This window comes from Prauserella sediminis (assembly GCF_014195435.1).
GTDB lineage: Bacteria > Actinomycetota > Actinomycetes > Mycobacteriales > Pseudonocardiaceae > Prauserella > Prauserella salsuginis.
Map to the genome: position 1 here is coordinate 2,104,716 of NZ_JACIBS010000001.1, position 16,913 is coordinate 2,121,628.

The 16,913-nt window shown below is 68.9% G+C and carries 16 protein-coding genes; 7 read left to right on the plus strand and 9 right to left on the minus strand.

The window, feature by feature from the left end:
* The first annotated feature begins 25 nt into the window (after positions 1-25).
* Both FB384_RS09565 and FB384_RS09570 read left to right on the plus strand, forming a co-directional pair.
* On the plus strand, positions 26-433 hold the full coding sequence (locus FB384_RS09565; RefSeq protein WP_183781662.1) for a hypothetical protein: 408 nt from the start codon (positions 26-28) through the stop codon (positions 431-433).
* A 56-nt stretch (positions 434-489) separates the two neighbouring features.
* Positions 490-1,950, plus strand: a complete 1,461-nt coding sequence (locus FB384_RS09570) for an AMP-binding protein (RefSeq protein WP_183781665.1) — start codon at positions 490-492, stop codon at positions 1,948-1,950.
* A 154-nt stretch (positions 1,951-2,104) separates the two neighbouring features.
* On the opposite strand, the gene FB384_RS09575 is transcribed toward FB384_RS09570, so the two are convergent.
* The 8 genes from FB384_RS09575 to FB384_RS09610 form a co-directional block, all read right to left on the minus strand.
* Positions 2,105-2,800 (minus strand): hypothetical protein, encoded by a 696-nt coding sequence (locus tag FB384_RS09575; protein WP_183781668.1) that lies wholly within the window; start codon positions 2,798-2,800, stop codon positions 2,105-2,107.
* Positions 2,801-3,093: 293 nt separating this feature from the next.
* A complete protein-coding gene (locus FB384_RS09580) occupies positions 3,094-3,960 on the minus strand; it encodes a DUF2076 domain-containing protein (RefSeq protein WP_221212684.1) in 867 nt (288 codons plus the stop codon).
* 443 nt (positions 3,961-4,403) lie between these two features.
* Complete coding sequence (locus tag FB384_RS09585; RefSeq protein ID WP_258936829.1) at positions 4,404-5,483, minus strand: pentapeptide repeat-containing protein; 1,080 nt, start codon at positions 5,481-5,483, stop codon at positions 4,404-4,406.
* Between the two features lie 202 nt (positions 5,484-5,685).
* Positions 5,686-6,420 (minus strand): hypothetical protein, encoded by a 735-nt coding sequence (locus FB384_RS09590; protein ID WP_183781674.1) that lies wholly within the window; start codon positions 6,418-6,420, stop codon positions 5,686-5,688.
* A gap of 174 nt (positions 6,421-6,594) precedes the next feature.
* On the minus strand, positions 6,595-7,632 hold the full coding sequence (locus FB384_RS09595) for a hypothetical protein (protein ID WP_183781677.1): 1,038 nt from the start codon (positions 7,630-7,632) through the stop codon (positions 6,595-6,597).
* Positions 7,633-7,770: 138 nt separating this feature from the next.
* Positions 7,771-8,856 (minus strand): hypothetical protein, encoded by a 1,086-nt coding sequence (locus FB384_RS09600; RefSeq protein ID WP_183781680.1) that lies wholly within the window; start codon positions 8,854-8,856, stop codon positions 7,771-7,773.
* 473 nt (positions 8,857-9,329) lie between these two features.
* Positions 9,330-10,208: a lysozyme gene (locus tag FB384_RS09605; RefSeq protein WP_183781684.1), complete on the minus strand. Its 879-nt coding sequence runs from the start codon at positions 10,206-10,208 to the stop codon at positions 9,330-9,332.
* A 511-nt stretch (positions 10,209-10,719) separates the two neighbouring features.
* Positions 10,720-11,337 (minus strand): type VII secretion system-associated protein, encoded by a 618-nt coding sequence (locus tag FB384_RS09610; RefSeq protein WP_183781686.1) that lies wholly within the window; start codon positions 11,335-11,337, stop codon positions 10,720-10,722.
* Between the two features lie 129 nt (positions 11,338-11,466).
* On the opposite strand from FB384_RS09610, the gene FB384_RS09615 reads away from it, so the two are divergent.
* Complete coding sequence (locus tag FB384_RS09615) at positions 11,467-11,850, plus strand: sterol carrier family protein (RefSeq protein WP_183781689.1); 384 nt, start codon at positions 11,467-11,469, stop codon at positions 11,848-11,850.
* 42 nt (positions 11,851-11,892) lie between these two features.
* Here the strand turns inward: FB384_RS09615 and FB384_RS09620 are convergent, their stop codons facing one another.
* A complete protein-coding gene (locus FB384_RS09620; protein WP_183785261.1) occupies positions 11,893-12,690 on the minus strand; it encodes an SAM-dependent methyltransferase in 798 nt (265 codons plus the stop codon).
* Between the two features lie 349 nt (positions 12,691-13,039).
* Between FB384_RS09620 and FB384_RS09625 the strand changes: the two genes are divergently transcribed.
* From FB384_RS09625 to purF, 4 genes are all read left to right on the plus strand, one after another.
* Positions 13,040-13,903 carry a helix-turn-helix domain-containing protein gene (locus tag FB384_RS09625; protein WP_228725997.1) on the plus strand — a complete coding sequence of 288 codons (864 nt, stop codon included), beginning with the start codon at positions 13,040-13,042 and terminating at the stop codon, positions 13,901-13,903.
* Positions 13,904-14,435: 532 nt separating this feature from the next.
* Positions 14,436-14,672 (plus strand): DUF397 domain-containing protein, encoded by a 237-nt coding sequence (locus FB384_RS09630; RefSeq protein ID WP_221212685.1) that lies wholly within the window; start codon positions 14,436-14,438, stop codon positions 14,670-14,672.
* The gene (locus tag FB384_RS09635; RefSeq protein ID WP_183781692.1) at positions 14,656-15,048 is read left to right on the plus strand and encodes a hypothetical protein; all 393 of its coding nucleotides are present in this window, start codon (positions 14,656-14,658) and stop codon (positions 15,046-15,048) included. Before FB384_RS09630 ends, FB384_RS09635 begins: the two co-directional genes overlap by 17 nt.
* A 281-nt stretch (positions 15,049-15,329) precedes the next feature.
* Positions 15,330-16,868: an amidophosphoribosyltransferase gene (gene purF / locus FB384_RS09640; RefSeq protein WP_183785267.1), complete on the plus strand. Its 1,539-nt coding sequence runs from the start codon at positions 15,330-15,332 to the stop codon at positions 16,866-16,868.
* The last annotated feature ends 45 nt before the right edge of the window (positions 16,869-16,913 follow it).

Below are 16,913 nucleotides of genomic sequence, written 5' to 3' on the forward strand. Positions count from 1 at the left end.
CAACCCTCCACCTAAGGATGTCCGAATGAGTATCGATCGCACGGACGCGTTGGTCGCCGCGATATTCGTGGTCGTCACGGGCGTCACCGTCGGAGTGGTCTTCGACGTCTGGCACCTGGTGTACTACGCGATCCCCAGTCTGGTGACTGTCTTCATGCTGATGGGGTCGCTCAACCGGCGCGACGAATGGAAACCGGGAGCGACGGCCCGCATCGTGTCCTTCGGGGCGGTGCTGACGATGCTGTTCGTCGTGTCGAACGCGACGCTGCACAGCAGCGGGGTCATCGGTGGCCTACCGGCGTCGACGGCCGTGTTCGTCTACGTGATCTGGCCCCTGACCAGCGTGGTCGGCCCGCTGCTGTTCGCGTGGGTCTACCACACCTGGCTCCGCCACGATGTCGACGACGCCGAAGCGCATTCGGCCACGCAATGACCGAGCCACGGCAGCTGTGCCACGACTCGTCATCCCGGCGAAAGGTTCGCATTCTCATGCCACCCGAAGAGTTTCCGCTGTGTGACGTCCCGAAGTACCACGCCGGCGTCATGCCGAACACCGTCGCGGTCCGTTGCGGCGGCGACGAGCTGACCTGGGCCGAACTGCACCGCGCGAGCAACCGTGTCGCCCACGGGTTGCGACGCTGCGGGGTGTCGATCGGCCGCATCGTCACGCTCGCGCTGCCGGGCGGCGTCGACATGATCGTGTCGGCGTTCGCCTGCTACAAGGTGGGCGCGATTCCCCAGCCGCTGTCGACCACGCTGACCGAGCGGGAACGGGACGAGATCCTCGCACTGGCCGAGCCTGCTGCGGTCGTCGTGGACACCGAACGTTCCGGCGTTCCCGGTGCGACCACTGTGGACCGGCTTCGAGAACTCGGTGCCACGGACGAGGATCTGCCCACTGTGGTCGCACCGTCGTGGAAAGCGCCCACCTCCGGCGGCTCGACCGGCCGCCCGAAGATCATCCTGTCCGGCAAGCCCGCGACGTACCGAGCCTTCGACGCGGAGGTCTGGGGCATCCGACCGGAGGACCGGCTCCTCGTACCCGCGCCCCTGCACCACAACGCGCCGTTCGGCACGGCCATGGCAGGCCTGTTCACGGGCGCCACGGTCACGCTGATGCGGAAGTTCGACCCCGCGGGCACGCTCGAGGAGGTGAGCCGCCACGCGATCAGCTGGCTCTATCTCGTACCGACGATGATGCGCCGGATCCACGCTCTCCCCGACGAGGTCAAGCAGCGCTGCGGCCTGTCCGGGCTGAGGTCCGTGTGGCACGTCGCCGAGCCGTGCCCGCCGTGGTTGAAACGGGCGTGGATCGACTGGCTCGGCGCGGACGTGATCTGGGAGCTCTACGGCGGCACCGAGGCGCAGGCGGGATGCACGGTGAACGGCCGCGAGTGGCTGGCCCATCCCGGAACGGTGGGCCGCACCACGTGGGGCGAGATCAAGATCGTGGACGTCGACGGCGCCGAGGTGACGACACCCCGAACGCCGGGTGAGATCTACCTGCGGCCGGCCCCGGAGAGCCCCGAACCGTACCGGTACATCGGCGCGGAGGCGAAAGAACTCGACGGCTGGGAATCACTCGGAGACGTGGGCGAGTTCGACGAGGACGGGTACCTCTACCTGCACGATCGTCTTTCCGACATGATCATCGCCGGCGGGGTGAACATCTACCCCGCCGAGGTCGAGAACGCACTCGTCGAGCATCCGGCCGTGCTTTCCAGCGCCGTGATCGGACTTCCCGATCCGGATACCGGCAACCGTGTACACGCCATCGTCGAAACACCCGACGGCGATGCCGTGTCGGCTGCGGAGATCGCGGCACACGCCGGTGCGCGGCTGGCTCCGCACAAGCGGCCGAAGAGTATCGAGATCGTGCACGAACCGCTGCGGGACGACACGGGGAAGATGCGCCGCTCGGCGTTGCGCGCCGAGCGGCTCACCTCCTGACTGCAGCTCCCTGAACACGGCATTCGCCGGTGGGCCGACGTGTTCCTGTCCTTGTCCGCGTCGAACGCCGAGCCGAGCCGGGCCGATGCGTGGCACCGGTGTCCGCGTCCGGAGATCCGGGAGGTCGCCGGCCGCGGAAGGGAGCGCCCCCGGCTTACTGGTTGGCGTCCTCGATGTCGTCGATGCACCAGCCGTCCTGGTCCTTCAGGATGAGCTCGCCCTGGCTGGTGTTGCTCTTGCCCTGGTACTGGACGTCGAGCTTGATCGGGACGCGTGCCTCGTCGCCGTCCTCCGTGGAGTCGCCGGTGACCGCGAACGTCATGGTCATCTCGTCGGGCATGTCCTCAAGCTGACTGACGTCGCCGGCCGACTCCGCGCTGCACGCGACCTCCTTGAGCACGTCCACGTCCTTGTTGTTGAGCGCCTCGACGGCCTTCTCGGCCACGTCGTCGGGGCTGTCGCCGGTGAGGAATCCCGGTGCCCAGAACGCGGTGATGACGAACGCGGCGATGACCACGACGGCGCCCCCGCCGATGCCGGCGATGAGGCCGGTCTTGTTCTTCTTCGGCGGCTCGCCGAAGCCGCCCTGCTGCGGGTAGCCCTGCTGCGGCTGGCCGTACGGCTGCTGGCCGTAGGGCTGTTGACCGTAGGGCTGCTGGCCGTACTGGCCCTGCTGGCCGTACGGCTGCTGGGGGCCGCCCTGCGGGGGCTGGCCCTGCTGTGGATAGCCGCCCTGGCCCGGGTATCCGCCCTGCTGGGGGAAACCGCCGGACTGGGGGTAGCCACCTGGCTGCTGGCCGGGCTGCCCCCCGTACGGGTCGGGCTGACCGGGCTGGGGTGGGTACGTCATGGCGGGCTCCCATTTCCTCGCGCGCGCGTGCGTCTTCCGACGTCCAACGGACAGTGAAACTACTTCATATGCAACGACTTGGACGGGCCGGTACCCCGGCCGGGTTCCCAAGATCGTCTCCACGGGCGTGAGCTCCCCGTGTGTGCCCGGCCGACCACGTTCCGTCCCGCAGGAGGGTGGTGCAGTCCTCGTGCACCGTCGTCGCCCGGATGCGAGTTACGACGACGACCTCGACGACCACCTCGCCGTCCTCGCCGCCGGCGAGGACGGCGAGGTGGTCGCGGCGGGCCGCGTCAGAAGCCGGAGCCGGATCCGGAGCCGCTGTCCGCCTCGATGTCGGAGATGCACCAGCCGCCCTGATTCTCGAGTGTCAGGTCGGCCTGCATGTTCGCGGAGTGGTCGCCGGACGTTACCTGCATGTTGAGCTTCGCCGACGCCTTGTCGGCCGAGGTCTCGTCGACCTCGGCGACCGTGGCCTGGATCTGGAGGCCGTCGGGCGCCTCGCCCTGCGGTGCGACGTCCGTGCTGCCGGCACAGGCGAGTTCCTCCATGCCGGGCACGTCGAGGTCGGACAGTGCGGCTGCGTACTGCGTCGCGGTGGCCTGAGCGCCGCCGGCGTCGCCGCCGTCGAGGCCACCGGAGTCCGTTCCGTTCGTGTCACCGGAGTCGCCGAAGCCACCGTCCTGCCCGCCGGAACCGCTGTCGCTGCCGGAGCTGTCGTCAGCGGTGCCGCCGGAGTCGTCGCCCGAGTTTCCGCTGTCCGCGGACGTCTCGGTGTCGTCACCCACGAAGAATCCCGGTGCCCAGAAGCCGGTGACGAGGACTGCGGCGATCAGCGCGACGGCGGCGGCGACGCCGACGATGAGGCCGGTCTTCTTGCCCTTCGGCTGCTGGTCGAACCCGCCGGGGCCCTGCGGAAAGCCGTGCGGCTGTCCGGGCGGCGGATAGCCGCCACCCTGCGGGGGCATGCCCTGCTGCGGAAAGCCGCCGGACTGCGGCGCTCCCGGCTGGGGTGCGCCGGGCTGGGGTGCTCCCGGCTGGGGATAGCCGCCCGGCTGGGGCCCGCCCTGGTGCGGTCCGGGCTGGCCGTAGGGGCCGGGTTGCTGGCCGTAAGGGCCGGGCCGGGGTGGGTAGGTCACGACTCCCCCTCTGCTGGTCACGCAATGCTGCTGTCATTGCATCTGCCTCGACTGGGTGACCCTGTTGCGGGTCACTCTGTCATGGCGCTATGGACGTTCGACTCGCGGCCGCCCGCTGTGGTTCCGTGTCCGGCGCGGCTGGACCGGCGGCGAGGGCCGGCGCTTCGGTGGTGCGGTGAGCCGGTCCGGACCGGTGGTGCCGTCGTCGGTGCGGTGAGGCGGTCCGGACGGGCTCAGTAGCCGCAGCCGTAGTCCTCACTCGGGTACGAGTCTCCGCGTGCCCCAGATTTCACAGCAACATCACAACTGGGTCGCGGTCACTGTGCCACGGTGAGCACACCCCACGGTGCGGTACCGCCGGATTCCTCCCGCATCGTGGTGCACACCTCCGATGCCGGCCGCGAGGACGTCCCGGTCGCCCGCGAGGTCGGCCGCCCCGTCGGCCCGTCCGGTGGGCGGCGGGGTCAGCTCTGCGGTGGGACCAGCTCGGCGCTGGCGTCAGTTCGGCTGCGAGTCGGTGCGGCGTGCCAGTCTTCGGGGAGCTCGATGCTGTGCGCCGGATCGGCAGTGGTGTCCTCCGTCGACACGGCCACCGCCTCGCGCCAGCGGAGGTCGACGTCCCCGGCGAATCGCGCGCGGCGCAGGTCCAGCTCGCGGAAAGTCGCCTCGGTGAACCGTGCCGTGCCGTTGAACGCGACCCCGGAGAACGAACAGTCGTCGGCGAACCGGGTGCGGCGGAAGGAGGCCAGCGAGTTGAACGTCGCGTGGCTGAACGTCGCTGGCTGTTCGAAAACCGCGTCCTCGCAACGGAACCGGCCCTGCAGTCGTCCCGTGCCGGTGCGGCCACGGGTGAACCAGACCGGTCCGGTGAACACGCATCCGCTGAGATTCGAATCGCTGTGCAGGTACGCGTACCGCAGCACGACCGTGCCCATGCGACGGCGCGAGAGATCGAGGTACTCGACGGCGGCTCCGGTGAGGTCGAGATCGTAGGCGATGCCGTTCGGGTCGTCCGATTCGGATAGTAGGTGGTGCACGAGGCGCTGCGCCGTCAGTCGGACCTGTAGTTCGCGCTCGGCCTCCTCGTGCTCCTCGGATGTGGGACTGTCCGAATCGGACCATCGCGGATGCGCGTAGGGCCTGCGGAGGTAGGCGCACAGCACGTCGAGCACCGTTTGCGTGTAGTCCCTGCGGGCTTTCGCGAGTCCCGCCAACGCGTGCATGGCGCCGACCCGGACCTGGTCGGCTTCGTGACCGAGGAGTTCGACCGACCGGGCGAACCGCTCGTCCGAGACCCGGTCACCTTCGAGCGCGTGCCGCGCTTCCTCGACCCGGCGCCTGCGGTCGTTGAGCCACAATGCGTACAGCGCGATGATCGCGCCGCCCGCGAGGCCCGCGGTGCGCAGCGCGTCGCTCCGCGGCGTTCCGGGGTCCGCGATGAGCCAGGCGCCGATGGTCAGTACCGCTGCTACGGCCAGCACGAGCGTGACGGCCAGCGCGACCGACGAACGCTGCCGGGATTCCGGCGACCACGGGCGTTTCACGGCTCGTGACCGTAGTCGATCACGGCCCAGCCGTGGTGCGCCTACGTTCGATCGGCCGGCACACGACACGTCTGCACTGTCGTCATGTCGACATGGCCCCGTGTCGACCCAGGTCGCGTATCGACAGGCAGTCTGGCCGACACGGCAGTCTGGCCGACACGGCAGTCTGGCTACCACCGCCGCGATCCGTGCCGCCGTTCCGTCAGCCGGTCGGGCGGGGGCTGCGCAGCTCGATCCCGGGCACGGTGAGCGACTGCCAGCACCACGCTTCGCCGCGCTGTTCGAGGACGGTCTCGACGTCGACGTGGTCGCTGCTCATCGTGAGGCGGCCCGGGACAGTGGCGGAACCGTTGTGCACGGTGACGGGGCCGGTGAGACGTGCCCCTGTCGTCTGATGCGCCTGCTCGATCGCCGCCGTGACGGGACGTTCCGCACCCTCACAGGCCAGCTTCCGCAGCGCGGTCCTGTCCTGGCCGGCGAACCCGGTCATGATCCGCTGCGCGACGTTGCGGGCACCCTCGCCTGCCTCCTCGCGCGCGTCACCGCCCGCGAGGAAACCGGGCGCGACCCACGCCGTGAACGCGAACACTCCGACGAGCAGGGCCGCTCCGGCCCCGGCGATCGCGGCGAGCCGTGCGGGCCGGTTGCCGCGCGGCGGGGGAGCGAAGGCTTCCGGGCCAGGACGGTGCTGCTGCCTCCGCTGCCCGTCGTGTTCCGGACCTCCCGAGTGCGGACTGCCCGGCGGCCCTGCCGGTGGAGTCCCTGGCGGGCCTGCCGTTCCGTGGCTCGCACCGTACGGCTGTCCGTGGCCCGCCGCGGCACCGTGCTGCTGCCCGGCGCCGCCCGGGTATGGCCGCTCGGGGCCGTACCCGGGTCCGTGCGGCCCGGCTCCGTACCCGTACGAACCGGCCGGGTACGGCCCGGTGTTGTACGGCATCGCTCGCCCCCTCGTGTGATCGACCGCAGGATTGTGCCACGTCGCCGCCGCGACTCCGGTGATCGCGCGTCGAGTAGGCACGGACCCCGGACCTCACGCCCGGTTCCCGGAATGCGGAGCGGCCGGGCAGCGGGCACCGCACCCACCGCCCGGCCGTCCCGGCTCATCTGCCGGTCAGTACTCGAGGACCAACGCCATGTCGACACACCACGGCTCGGTCTCCTCGGTGTTGTTCAGTGTGAGCCGCGAGCCGTCGCTGATCTCGGTCCCGCCGACGGTGCCTGACATCGTGACCGAGGCCATGTAGTCGCTGTTCAGCTTCGCCTCGCCCAGCTCGACCTGTGCCGGGCCGTTGATGAGGTCTTCGAGGCCGCCCCTCGTCAGGGCGTTCTCGCAGAGCATGGAATTCGCCGCCTGCTTGTCGCCGGAGTTGACGGCGCTGACGAACTCATCGGCGTTGCCTCGCCACTCTTCGTCGTCGCCGTCACCGCCCGGTGCCGGGTAGTCATCGACGTCCGACGGCTCCGGTTCCGCCATGTCGGTGCTGGGGCTCATACCACCGGGGTCCATACCGGAGACCTCGACCGACTGCCAGCACCAGGACTCGCCGTCGTTCTTCAGGCCCGCACTGGCGGGTACGTCCTGGCCTTCGATGTTGATCGTGGCTTCGGCAGTCGCGGTGTCGCCGTTGTCCTGGACGTTGCCGAGCTTGGCGCTCTGCACTGATCCTGCTGACTGGATTACGCCCTGGACGATGGGTTCGGCGTCGGAGCACACGAGCTGCTGCAGGCCCTGACTGTCCTGGTCGTTGAAGCCCTGAACGATCTTCTCCGCCAGCGCTTGGGCGCCGGAACCGGACTCACCGTCGTCTTCGTCGTCGGCGAGGAGGAAGCCGGGCGCGACCCAGGCGAGAATCGCGAAGACGCCGAACAGCAGCGCCACGGTGCCGAGGGCGATGCCGACGATCAGGCCGGTCTTCTTCTTGGGCGGCCCACCGCCCGGGTCTGCCGAGTACATGCCGTACTGGCCGGTCGGGTCATATCCCGGATACCCCTGCTGTCCCTGGTAACCCGGCTGACCGGGATATCCCTGCTGACCCGGGTAGCCCTGACCCGGGTAGCCCTGCCATCCGGGGTTCCCCTGCTGACCGTAGCCCTGCTGCTCCCAGCCACCCTGCTGACCGCCCTGGCCGGGCTGCGGTGGATATGTCATCGGTCGTCCCCTTCGCGCTGTAGCTGTCGAAGTGTCGCACAGCTTCTGCGCAGGTGACGGGAACTTCCGGCGATCCGGACAGGTGCGAGGAGCCCGCGGCGGCCGCGTGTCCGGTGCGGCCGCCGCGGGCGGGGAGGATCACTCGTAGTAGGTGAAGCCGGAGTCGACGCACCATCCGGTCTCGTCGAAGTTCTCGATGCTCACCTTGGTGTCATCGGTCAGCTGCTCGCCGCCGACGGTCCCGGTCAAGTAGACGTACGCGTAGTACGTGCCGCTGTCGTCGACGTCGGCCTCCTGGACCTGGGTCGGGCCGTCGATCAGTTCCTGCAGGCCGTTGCCGGTGTCCGCGTCGCTGCAGAGCACGGACTTCGCCGCCTCCTTGTCACCGGAGTTGATGGCGCTGATGAACTTGTCCATGTTGGTGCGCCATTCACCACTGCCGGTCTCGTCGGTGCTGCCGCTGTCGGAGTCGGGGACGCTCGCGCTGCTCGACTCCGCCGGGTCCGGCATCTCGGCGCTCATGTCGCCCGGATTCATGCCGGAGACCTCGACCGACTGCCAGCACCAGGACTCGCCGTCCTTCTTCAGGCCCGCGCTGACGGGGACGTCCTGGCCTTCGATGTTGACGGTCCCGTCGGCCGTCGCGCGGTTGCCGTTCTCCTTGACGTCGCCGAGCTCGGCACTCTGTACGTGGGCCGCGGACTGGATGACGCCCTGGACGATGGGTTCGGCGTCGGAGCACACGAGCTGCTGCAGGCCCTGACTGTCCTGATCCTTGAAGCCCTGCATGATCTTCTCGGCGAGGGCCTGCGCGCCGGAACCGCCCGAACCGGAGTCGTCTTCGTCATCGGCGAGGAGGAAGCCGGGTGCGACCCAGGCGAGGAGAGCGAAGACGCCGAACAGCAGCGCCACGGTGCCGAGGGCGATGCCGACGATCAGGCCCGTCTTCTTCTTGGGCGGTTCTCCACCGGGACCGCCGGGCATGCCGTACTGGCCGGTCGGGTCGTATCCCGGATACCCCTGCTGTCCCTGGTAACCCTGCTGGCCCGGATACCCCTGCTGGCCCGGATATCCGTGCTGACCGGGGTATCCCTGTTGACCGGGGTAGCCCTGCTGACCGGGGAAGCCTTGCTGACCGGGCTGGCCCTGTCCCGGCTGGCCGTGGCCCTGCTGTTCCCAGCCGCCCTGGCCATAGCCCTGTCCTGGTTGTGGTGGATACGTCACCGGGGCCTCCTGCTCGCGTTACGACCGCGCGGATTCTGCCACGCGGCCGTGGTTCCCCGGTGGTTCCCCGGTGGTTTCACGGGTGCTCACGGAACCACCGGGCAGTCGAGACTCCTGGCTGTCGCCGCAATTGCGCGAGTGGCCGGCCGAGGCGAAGGTCGGGCTCAGGTGCGAATGTCGGTGATTCCGGTTGTCGGCCCGTGACTGCCGGTCGACTCCGATAGGCGATTCTCGCCGGTGTTCTCCTCGGCCCTTGGCCTTGTGGCCGTTGCCGAATGCCGCGATCAGCGCGCCGCCACCACGGTTGGTGGCCGAACAAGGGCCGCGACCAGCGCGTCGGCGGTGGGGTATCCGGCGCGCCGATTCCTCCCCTGCTGTCGTGAACCGCGAGGTTCGGACAGCCGGTTCGGTCACACGAACAGGCCCGGCGGGTGGTCTGCACCAACCACCGGGCCTGCCGGAAACGGAGTCGATCAGCCGTTCGCGAGCGCCTGCAACCTGTCGTAGGCGCCGTTGAACGAGTTCTGGTCGAGCGGACTGGAGGTGTACTGCCAGAACGTGTGAAAACCCCAGCCGTTGGGCAGCGGACCCACCGAGTCGGCGTACCGCGCGACCCACAGCGGCACCGTGTCACCGAACGACTGCGCCGAGCCGACGCACATGTTCCACCAGCTCGTCGACGTGTAGATCACGGGCCAGCGCCCGGTGCGCGAGTGATAGGTGTCGTGGAAGTCGCGGACCCACGACGCCATCTGCGCCTGGTTCAGGCCGTAGCACGCGTCGTCGCCGTAGGGGTTGTACTCCATGTCCAAAGCGCCGGGCAGGGTCTTGCCGTCGCCGGACCAGCCGCCGCCGTTGTCGACGAAGTAGTTCGCCTGTGCTCGCCCGGACGACGAATTCGGTACCGCGAAGTGGTATGCACCGCGGATCATGCCGACGTTGTACGAACCGTTGTACTGCTGGGCGAAGTACGGATTCTTGTAACTGGTGGCCTCCGTGGCCTTGACGTATGCGAACCGTTTGCCCTGGCCCCACCAGTGGTCCCAGTCGACGTTGCCCTGATGGCTGGCAACGTCGATGCCGGCGACGGTGGCCTGTGCCTTCCTCCCGTCCGCGCCGACGCCTTGCGGCTGCATCGCCCGTGCCTCGGTGGCCGGCGACGAACTGTCGCCCTCGACCCTGGCGATCTGCGACCCCATCGCGTGGTTGCCGATTTCGAACGCATCGGTCTCGCCGGTGTTCGACCGTGCGGCTCCTGCCGGCGTCGTCAGCGCGCCGAGCAGGAGCGCGCCGACCGAACCGGCCACCACGGCGGTACGCATCCGCCGCCGGATTCTTCGTGCAGTGGACATGCGACGTATCCCTTCACAATGTGCCCTCGCTGTGAACGGCTTACTGCAGGTAGCCGTTCGGGCGTTGATTGTTATAGGAGTTCGCGAACTTTGTCACTAGTTGGCGTGAAAACTCCGCTGCGGGTGGGTGATGTACATCCGGAATTGCCGCTGGAACGGCAGCGGGGTCCACTCGCAGTATGAGTTGGCGCTATTCGGGTGATGTTCTCCGGCGGGAAATACGCTCGTCGTGATTCGTTCGAGTGACGACCGGTTTTCTTTTCGGGCCGGCGGGTATAGAGCACCGCCGCACGGTTTCCGTCGTCACGCATCGTTCTCGGCATTGCCGCCGAACGGTCACCGACGTCGGATCGTCACCGATCCGCCGAACAATTGCCGCCGGGGCGTCACTGCTCCGCCGAACGGTCACTGCCGCCGGGGCGTCACGGTTCGGCCGCCATCTCACCGGCGGCGGTTCGGCCGCCACCACCTGCCCCGGCTGCCGCGGCCGTTCGGCGCTGCCGCCGGGGCGTCACTGCTCCTGTGCGCGTGCGTGTCGCAGGTGGTGCGCCGGAACCACGGCCGTGACGAGATCGTGTGGGTTGATCGCCAGCGGATGCTCGCCCAGCAGGTCGACGATGTCGCGGCCGAGCACCGCGCGCGCATGCGGCCACTCCGCGGGCACCAGCGACTTCTGCGTGTACGCGGGAACCAGGATGCGCCCGTCGGCGTTGTGGAACCCGATCACGGTGCGCTGCACGGGCGAGAGTGCGTAGACGAACAGCGTCGCGTCCAGGATCACCGGCGGCAGGTCCTCGGCGGGCCGGTGCTTGGTGTGCACCAGTTGCAGCAGCCGTTCCAGATCGGACGCCGGTTCCGGGTAGCCGAGCGCCTTCGGGGAGGGCCGGTACCGGTCGTTGGGGTGGAAGTCCTCCACGATCTCGCCTTCGTTGTTCACCGGATAAGCACCGACGACCGCCCAGGAGGGAACGCGTCCCGCCGGGTCGAACGCCTCGTCGATCACGTACAGCCAGCTGTTCGGGTTCGCTCGCGCGTTGGCCCGCATCTCCTTGGTGATCTTGGGATTGCGGCCCGGCCGGTGCTGGGGCTCTCCCGGTACCAGCCGGTTCGCGTCGTCCCGCTGTTCCATGTAGCTCTCCACGTTCACTGCCCTTGCCGCCGGCATTTCCGCCGCCTGCATGACCTCTTCGCGGCCCTCCTCACGCCGCCCGGGGTGGAGGCGGCCGCATCCGGTCGACGCCCACTCTAGTGTGGACACATGCCCGCATCGCGCTCGGTCGATCCCGAAGAGTTACGAGAGGCTGTCCGGAGCGTGACCGCCTGGTTGGACGGCGCCGCTCCGGCAAAACCGGACCGCAAGAAACTGGCCTCGGCAGTCCGGTTGAGCCTGCGTACCCTCGCGGCGGTCGCCCCGGGGCACAGCGTCGAGGTGCGTGTCCCGCCGTTCGGTGCCGTCCAGTGTGTCGACGGTCCGAGACACACCCGTGGCACACCGCCGAACGTGGTCGAGACCGATCCGCGCACCTGGCTCGAACTGGCGACGGGCAGGCTGCAGTGGACGGACGCCGTCGAGCGCGGTCTGGTCGCCGCGTCCGGGGCCCGCGCCGACGTCTCGCACTGGCTTCCCGTCGTTCGCGTGTGATCCGGCGCCCCGGCGGGGTCTCACCCGTCACGGTTCGCGCGGTCACGGTTTGCGGGCGACGCCTCCGGCGATGCAGTGCTGTGCCTCGTTGAGCGGCGTCAGCCGTGGACCGTCCCGCCACCAGTCGGCGAGCCGGATGACGCCGGGCTCGACGAGCTCGAGGTCGCCGAACAGGGAGCGGATCTCCTCCATGGTGCGGAACGAGCCCGAACCCATGGGACTGTGGCGGAACTTCTCCTCGGCGCGCCGGGCCATCGGCGTGTGCTCGTTCTCCGGGTCGAGGAAGTGGCTGAGCGCGACGAACGACCCGGAGGGCAGGCGCTCGTAATAGCGGCGCATGATCTCGGCGGGTTTGTCCGCGGGCCCCTCGTAGTGGTGCAGCGTGCCGATGTGCAGCAGCGCGATCGGCTCCGTGAAGTCGATGTGGGCACGCACGACGTCGTTGTCGAGCACGTCCTCGGGGGCGAAGATGTCGGCGTCGACCAGCGTGGTGTGGTCGTTCTCCTCCAGCAGCGCGCGGCCGTGGGCGAGGACCACGGGGTCGTTGTCGATGTAGACGACCTCGGCGTCCGGGTTGACGCGCTGAACAACCTGGTGCGTGTTCTCCGCGGTGGGCAGGCCGGAACCACAGTCGAGGTACTGCGTGATGCCGGTCTGCTGCGCGAGGAAGCGCACCGAGCGGATCAGGAAGTCTCGGTTCTCGACCGCCATGTGCGCCGCGTACGGGGCCTCGGTGAGGACACCGTCGCGAACCTGCCGATCGATCTCGTAGTTGTCCTTGCCGCCGAGGAAGGCGTCGTAGACGCGCGCGATGCTCGCCCGGGTGGGGTCCACCCCCACGGGCACGCGTTCTGTCTGCGGGACGGGGCCGGTGGACACGTGAGGGGAACCTCGCCTTCGACTGGGTACGCCACGTTCGGGGAAGGAGCGTACACAGGGTAGTCGGACAAACGTGCGAGAGTAAACATCGGCATCGCCGCCGTCGGACTTGATAGCCCGGCCGGGGGCGCCTACGTTGAATGTCCGGTTGAATCTGCTGCGTTACGATGATCATTCCAGCTGGCAGCGGGTACGTGTGGGTTACCGATTTGTGGATGAAGGGGACGGAACGACCGATATGACACCCGGATCAGAGGCTTCGTGGCCGACCGGGCCGTCCACCACCGGCGTTCCTTCGCCCCGTGCCGGGATGCCGGACGCCTCCGACGACAAGGGCCCCACGGCGCGGCGCATGATCCTCGGCTCCCAGCTGCGCAGGCTGCGTGAGGCCGTGGGGCTGTCCCGCGCCGACGCCGGTTACCACATCCGCGCTTCCGAATCGAAGATCAGCCGTCTCGAGCTGGGCCGGGTGAAGTTCAAGGGCCGCGACGTCGAAGACCTGCTCACGCTGTACGGCGTGCAGGACGAGACGCAGCGGGCGACCTTCCTGGACCTGGTGGAGCAGTCCTCGCAGCCGGGCTGGTGGCAGAAGTTCAACGACTACATGCCGCGATGGTTCGACGACTACGTCGGGCTCGAAGAGGCCGCGGCGCGGATCCAGACCTACGAGCTGCAGTTCTTCCCCGGTCTGCTGCAGACCAAGGAGTACGCGCGGGCGATCATGACTCACGGGTTGCCGGAGCATGCCTCGGAGGCGGCCGATGCGCGTGTGCGGCTGCGGATGCGCAGGCAACGGCTGCTGTTCCGGCCGGACGCGCCGAAGCTGTGGGCCGTCGTCGACGAATCGGTGCTGTATCGGCCGATCGGTGGACGCGAGGTTCATCGGGCACAGCTCGACCAGGTGATCGAGCTGACCTCGATGCCGCACATCACCGTGCAGGTCGTGCCGTACGAGCGCAGCGGCTACGCCGCGGAGGGCTCGTTCACCTTGTTGCGGTTCTCCGAGCCGGAGCTGCCGAACATCGGTTATGTCGAGCACATCGCCGGTGGCGTCTACCTCGACCGGTCCGACGATGTCGAGCTCATCGGACGTGCCCTCGACCGGCTCGCCGTCGACGCCGAGACGCCGGATCGTTCGCGCCAGATGATGCTCAAGGCTCGCGCCGATACCTGAGCTCGTCGGCACCCCAGCTCGCCGGCACTCCGGCTCGCCGGCACCCGGATTCGCCGACACCCGGGATTCGCGGTTGAAGGTTAGCGGTCTGGCGGTCGCCGGTCGGCAGACCGGTTGCCGGCCGGTGGTGGCGGCGGCGCGGCCGCCGAGTTCGCACTCCGATGCTCGTGGCCGCGCATCCCGTGGTGTGCGCACGGCGCGCGTGACGCGGAGCGATGGGCGGCTACGGTCCGTCACCATTCGCCGTGACGGGTGAACCTCAGTCAGGTGTCCGCATTGCGTTCACCCGCTCGCCGACAAAGATCAACCGCTCGTCGCAGTCATGATCCCGCTCGTCGACGCCGAGTAGTCGTCGCCTCCCTGGGGCTTGCCCTGACCTGCGGTTTCTGCGCTGTGTTGCATCCGGGCGAAGTGCATCACGGGCTTTTGCACGTGCATTCACACGAGCACTAACGCGTGCTAACTTCGGTGCACACGTCAATGCACGTGCAGATGCATCCTCCAAAGGTTGAAAGTCGGGAAGGTGAGGATCATGCAGCGGATCGAGAACGGCGTCTCGTCGGAGCTACTCACCGGCGTTCAGTGGCGCAAGAGCCGGTACAGCGGCGCGATGGGCAACTGCGTCGAGGTGGCACCGCTCGTCGGCGGTGACGTCGCCGTACGGAACTCCCGTGATCCTCAGGGTCCTGCTCTCGTCTACACCCGCGCGGAGATCGAAGCCTTCGTCGCTGGCGTGAAGGACGGCGAGTTCGATGACATGCTCGTCTGAACTCGCCCCCAGCGAGGTCGAGGCCGCCCTCGGCAGGCTCATCAGCAAGGGCTACCGGTTCGTGCACCCTCGTGACACCAACGGCGACCTCGTGACGGTCGTCGGTGTGCGCATGCACGAGGCCGTGGTGGACGTGGTCAGGCTCGACGCCGAGGACGACGTCACCGCCACGCGGATGCCCTACGACGAGCCGAACATCCTCGAGCCCAAGCAGGTGCTGTGGCAGCGCAATGGCGACATGGACCGCGTCGTCGACGAGCTGCTGGAGCTGGCGGACGACCAGTTCGCCGAGCCGATCGCACCGGTCCGGACCGGCAAGGGCTGCTGGGTGCCGAACGGATCCGGCCGCGCGAAGTGGCTGCAGGCCACGGCCTGACCCTCGGACCGAACCGACAACTCGACACGACGAAGCCAACCCGGATGCGGGGCTCCGAACGCGATCATCGCGAGTCCCGCTTCTCGACACGGCCGGTTCGCCGCCGTGTCCCCTGGTCGGCGCTCAGACCGCGGCGGAGCAGTGCACCTCCCCCCTCGTCGCTGTGACGCTCGGTCTGAGCGCCATCTCACCCCGAACGGGCCGCCTCCGCGGACTAGACTGGAGGCGGCCCGTTCTCGTCCTCAGGGAGCCCCTCGGTGCACAACGACAGGCATGACAACCTGCTCGGCGACCACCACGAACCATCGCCGGCGTCGGTCACCGACCCCGACGGCCAACCCGAAGCCGAACCCCGCGAGGAATGCGGCGTGTTCGGCGTGTGGGCACCGGGCGAGGATGTCGCCAAGCTGGCCTACTACGGGCTCTACGCGTTGCAGCACCGCGGCCAGGAGGCAGCGGGGATCTCCGCGGGCGACGGCCGTCACGTGGTGGTGTTCAAGGATCTCGGCCTCGTCAGCCAGGTGTTCGACGAGAAGTCGCTGTCGTCGCTGCAGGGGCACGTGGCGGTCGGGCACTGTCGCTACTCCACGACCGGTGGCAGCAGCTGGGAGAACGCCCAGCCGACGTTCCGCACCACCGGCGCGGGCAGCGGTATCGCGCTCGGCCACAACGGCAACCTCGTCAACACCCACGAACTGCACGAGCGCGCCCGCGAACTCGGCGTCGTCAGCAAGAACGGCGCCACCACCGACTCCGACCTGATCTGCGGGCTGCTCGCGGCGACCGCGGCCGACCAGGGCATCGAGGCGGCGGCGGCCGCCCTGCTGCCGTCCCTGCGTGGCGCGTTCTGCCTGACGTTCTCCGACGAGTCGACGCTGTACGCCGCACGCGACCCGCAGGGATTCCGCCCGCTCGTGCTCGGCCGCCTCGAGCGCGGCTGGGTCGCCGCGAGCGAGACCGCCGCACTCGACATCGTCGGCGCCTCGTTCGTCCGCGAAGTCGAGCCCGGCGAACTCATCGCGATCGACGCCGACGGCATCCGCTCCACGCGGTTCGCCAACCCGGAGCCGAAGGGCTGCATCTTCGAGTACGTCTACCTGGCGCGGCCCGACACGACGATCTCCGGCCGCAGCGTCCACGCCACGCGTGTCGACATCGGCCGCAGGCTCGCCGACGAATACCCGGCCGACGCCGACCTGGTCATTCCCGTGCCCGAATCCGGCACGCCCGCCGCGATCGGCTACGCGCAGGCGTCCGGCATCCCCTACGGCCAGGGCCTGGTCAAGAACAGCTACGTCGGGCGCACGTTCATCCAGCCGTCGCAGACCATCCGCCAGCTGGGCATCCGGCTGAAGCTGAATCCGCTGCGCGACGTGATCCGCGGCAAACGCCTCGTCGTGGTCGACGACTCGATCGTGCGCGGCAACACGCAGCGAGCGTTGGTGCGGATGCTGCGTGAGTCCGGCGCGGTCGAGGTCCACGTGCGGATCGCCTCGCCGCCGGTGCGCTGGCCGTGCTTCTACGGGATCGACTTCGCCTCGCGCGCCGAGCTCGTCGCCAACGGCGCCGACCTCGACGGGATCCGCCGTGCCATCGGCGCCGATTCGCTCGGCTACGCGTCCGTGGACTCGCTCGTCGCGGCGGCCGAACAGCCGCGCAACCGGGTGTGCGCGGCGTGCTTCGACGGCGAGTACCCCGTGGCCCTGCCCGATGAGGCGCTCATCGGCAAGCACATGCTCGAGAACCTCGGCGGTGCATCGCAGGAACTGCCCGTCGCGGGTGCGGGGTACGGTGCCGAGGACGCCGTCGGGCGTCCGTAGGTTTCCGAACACCACGCCGTCAGTAATGCCGAGTGAGGAGTCCGC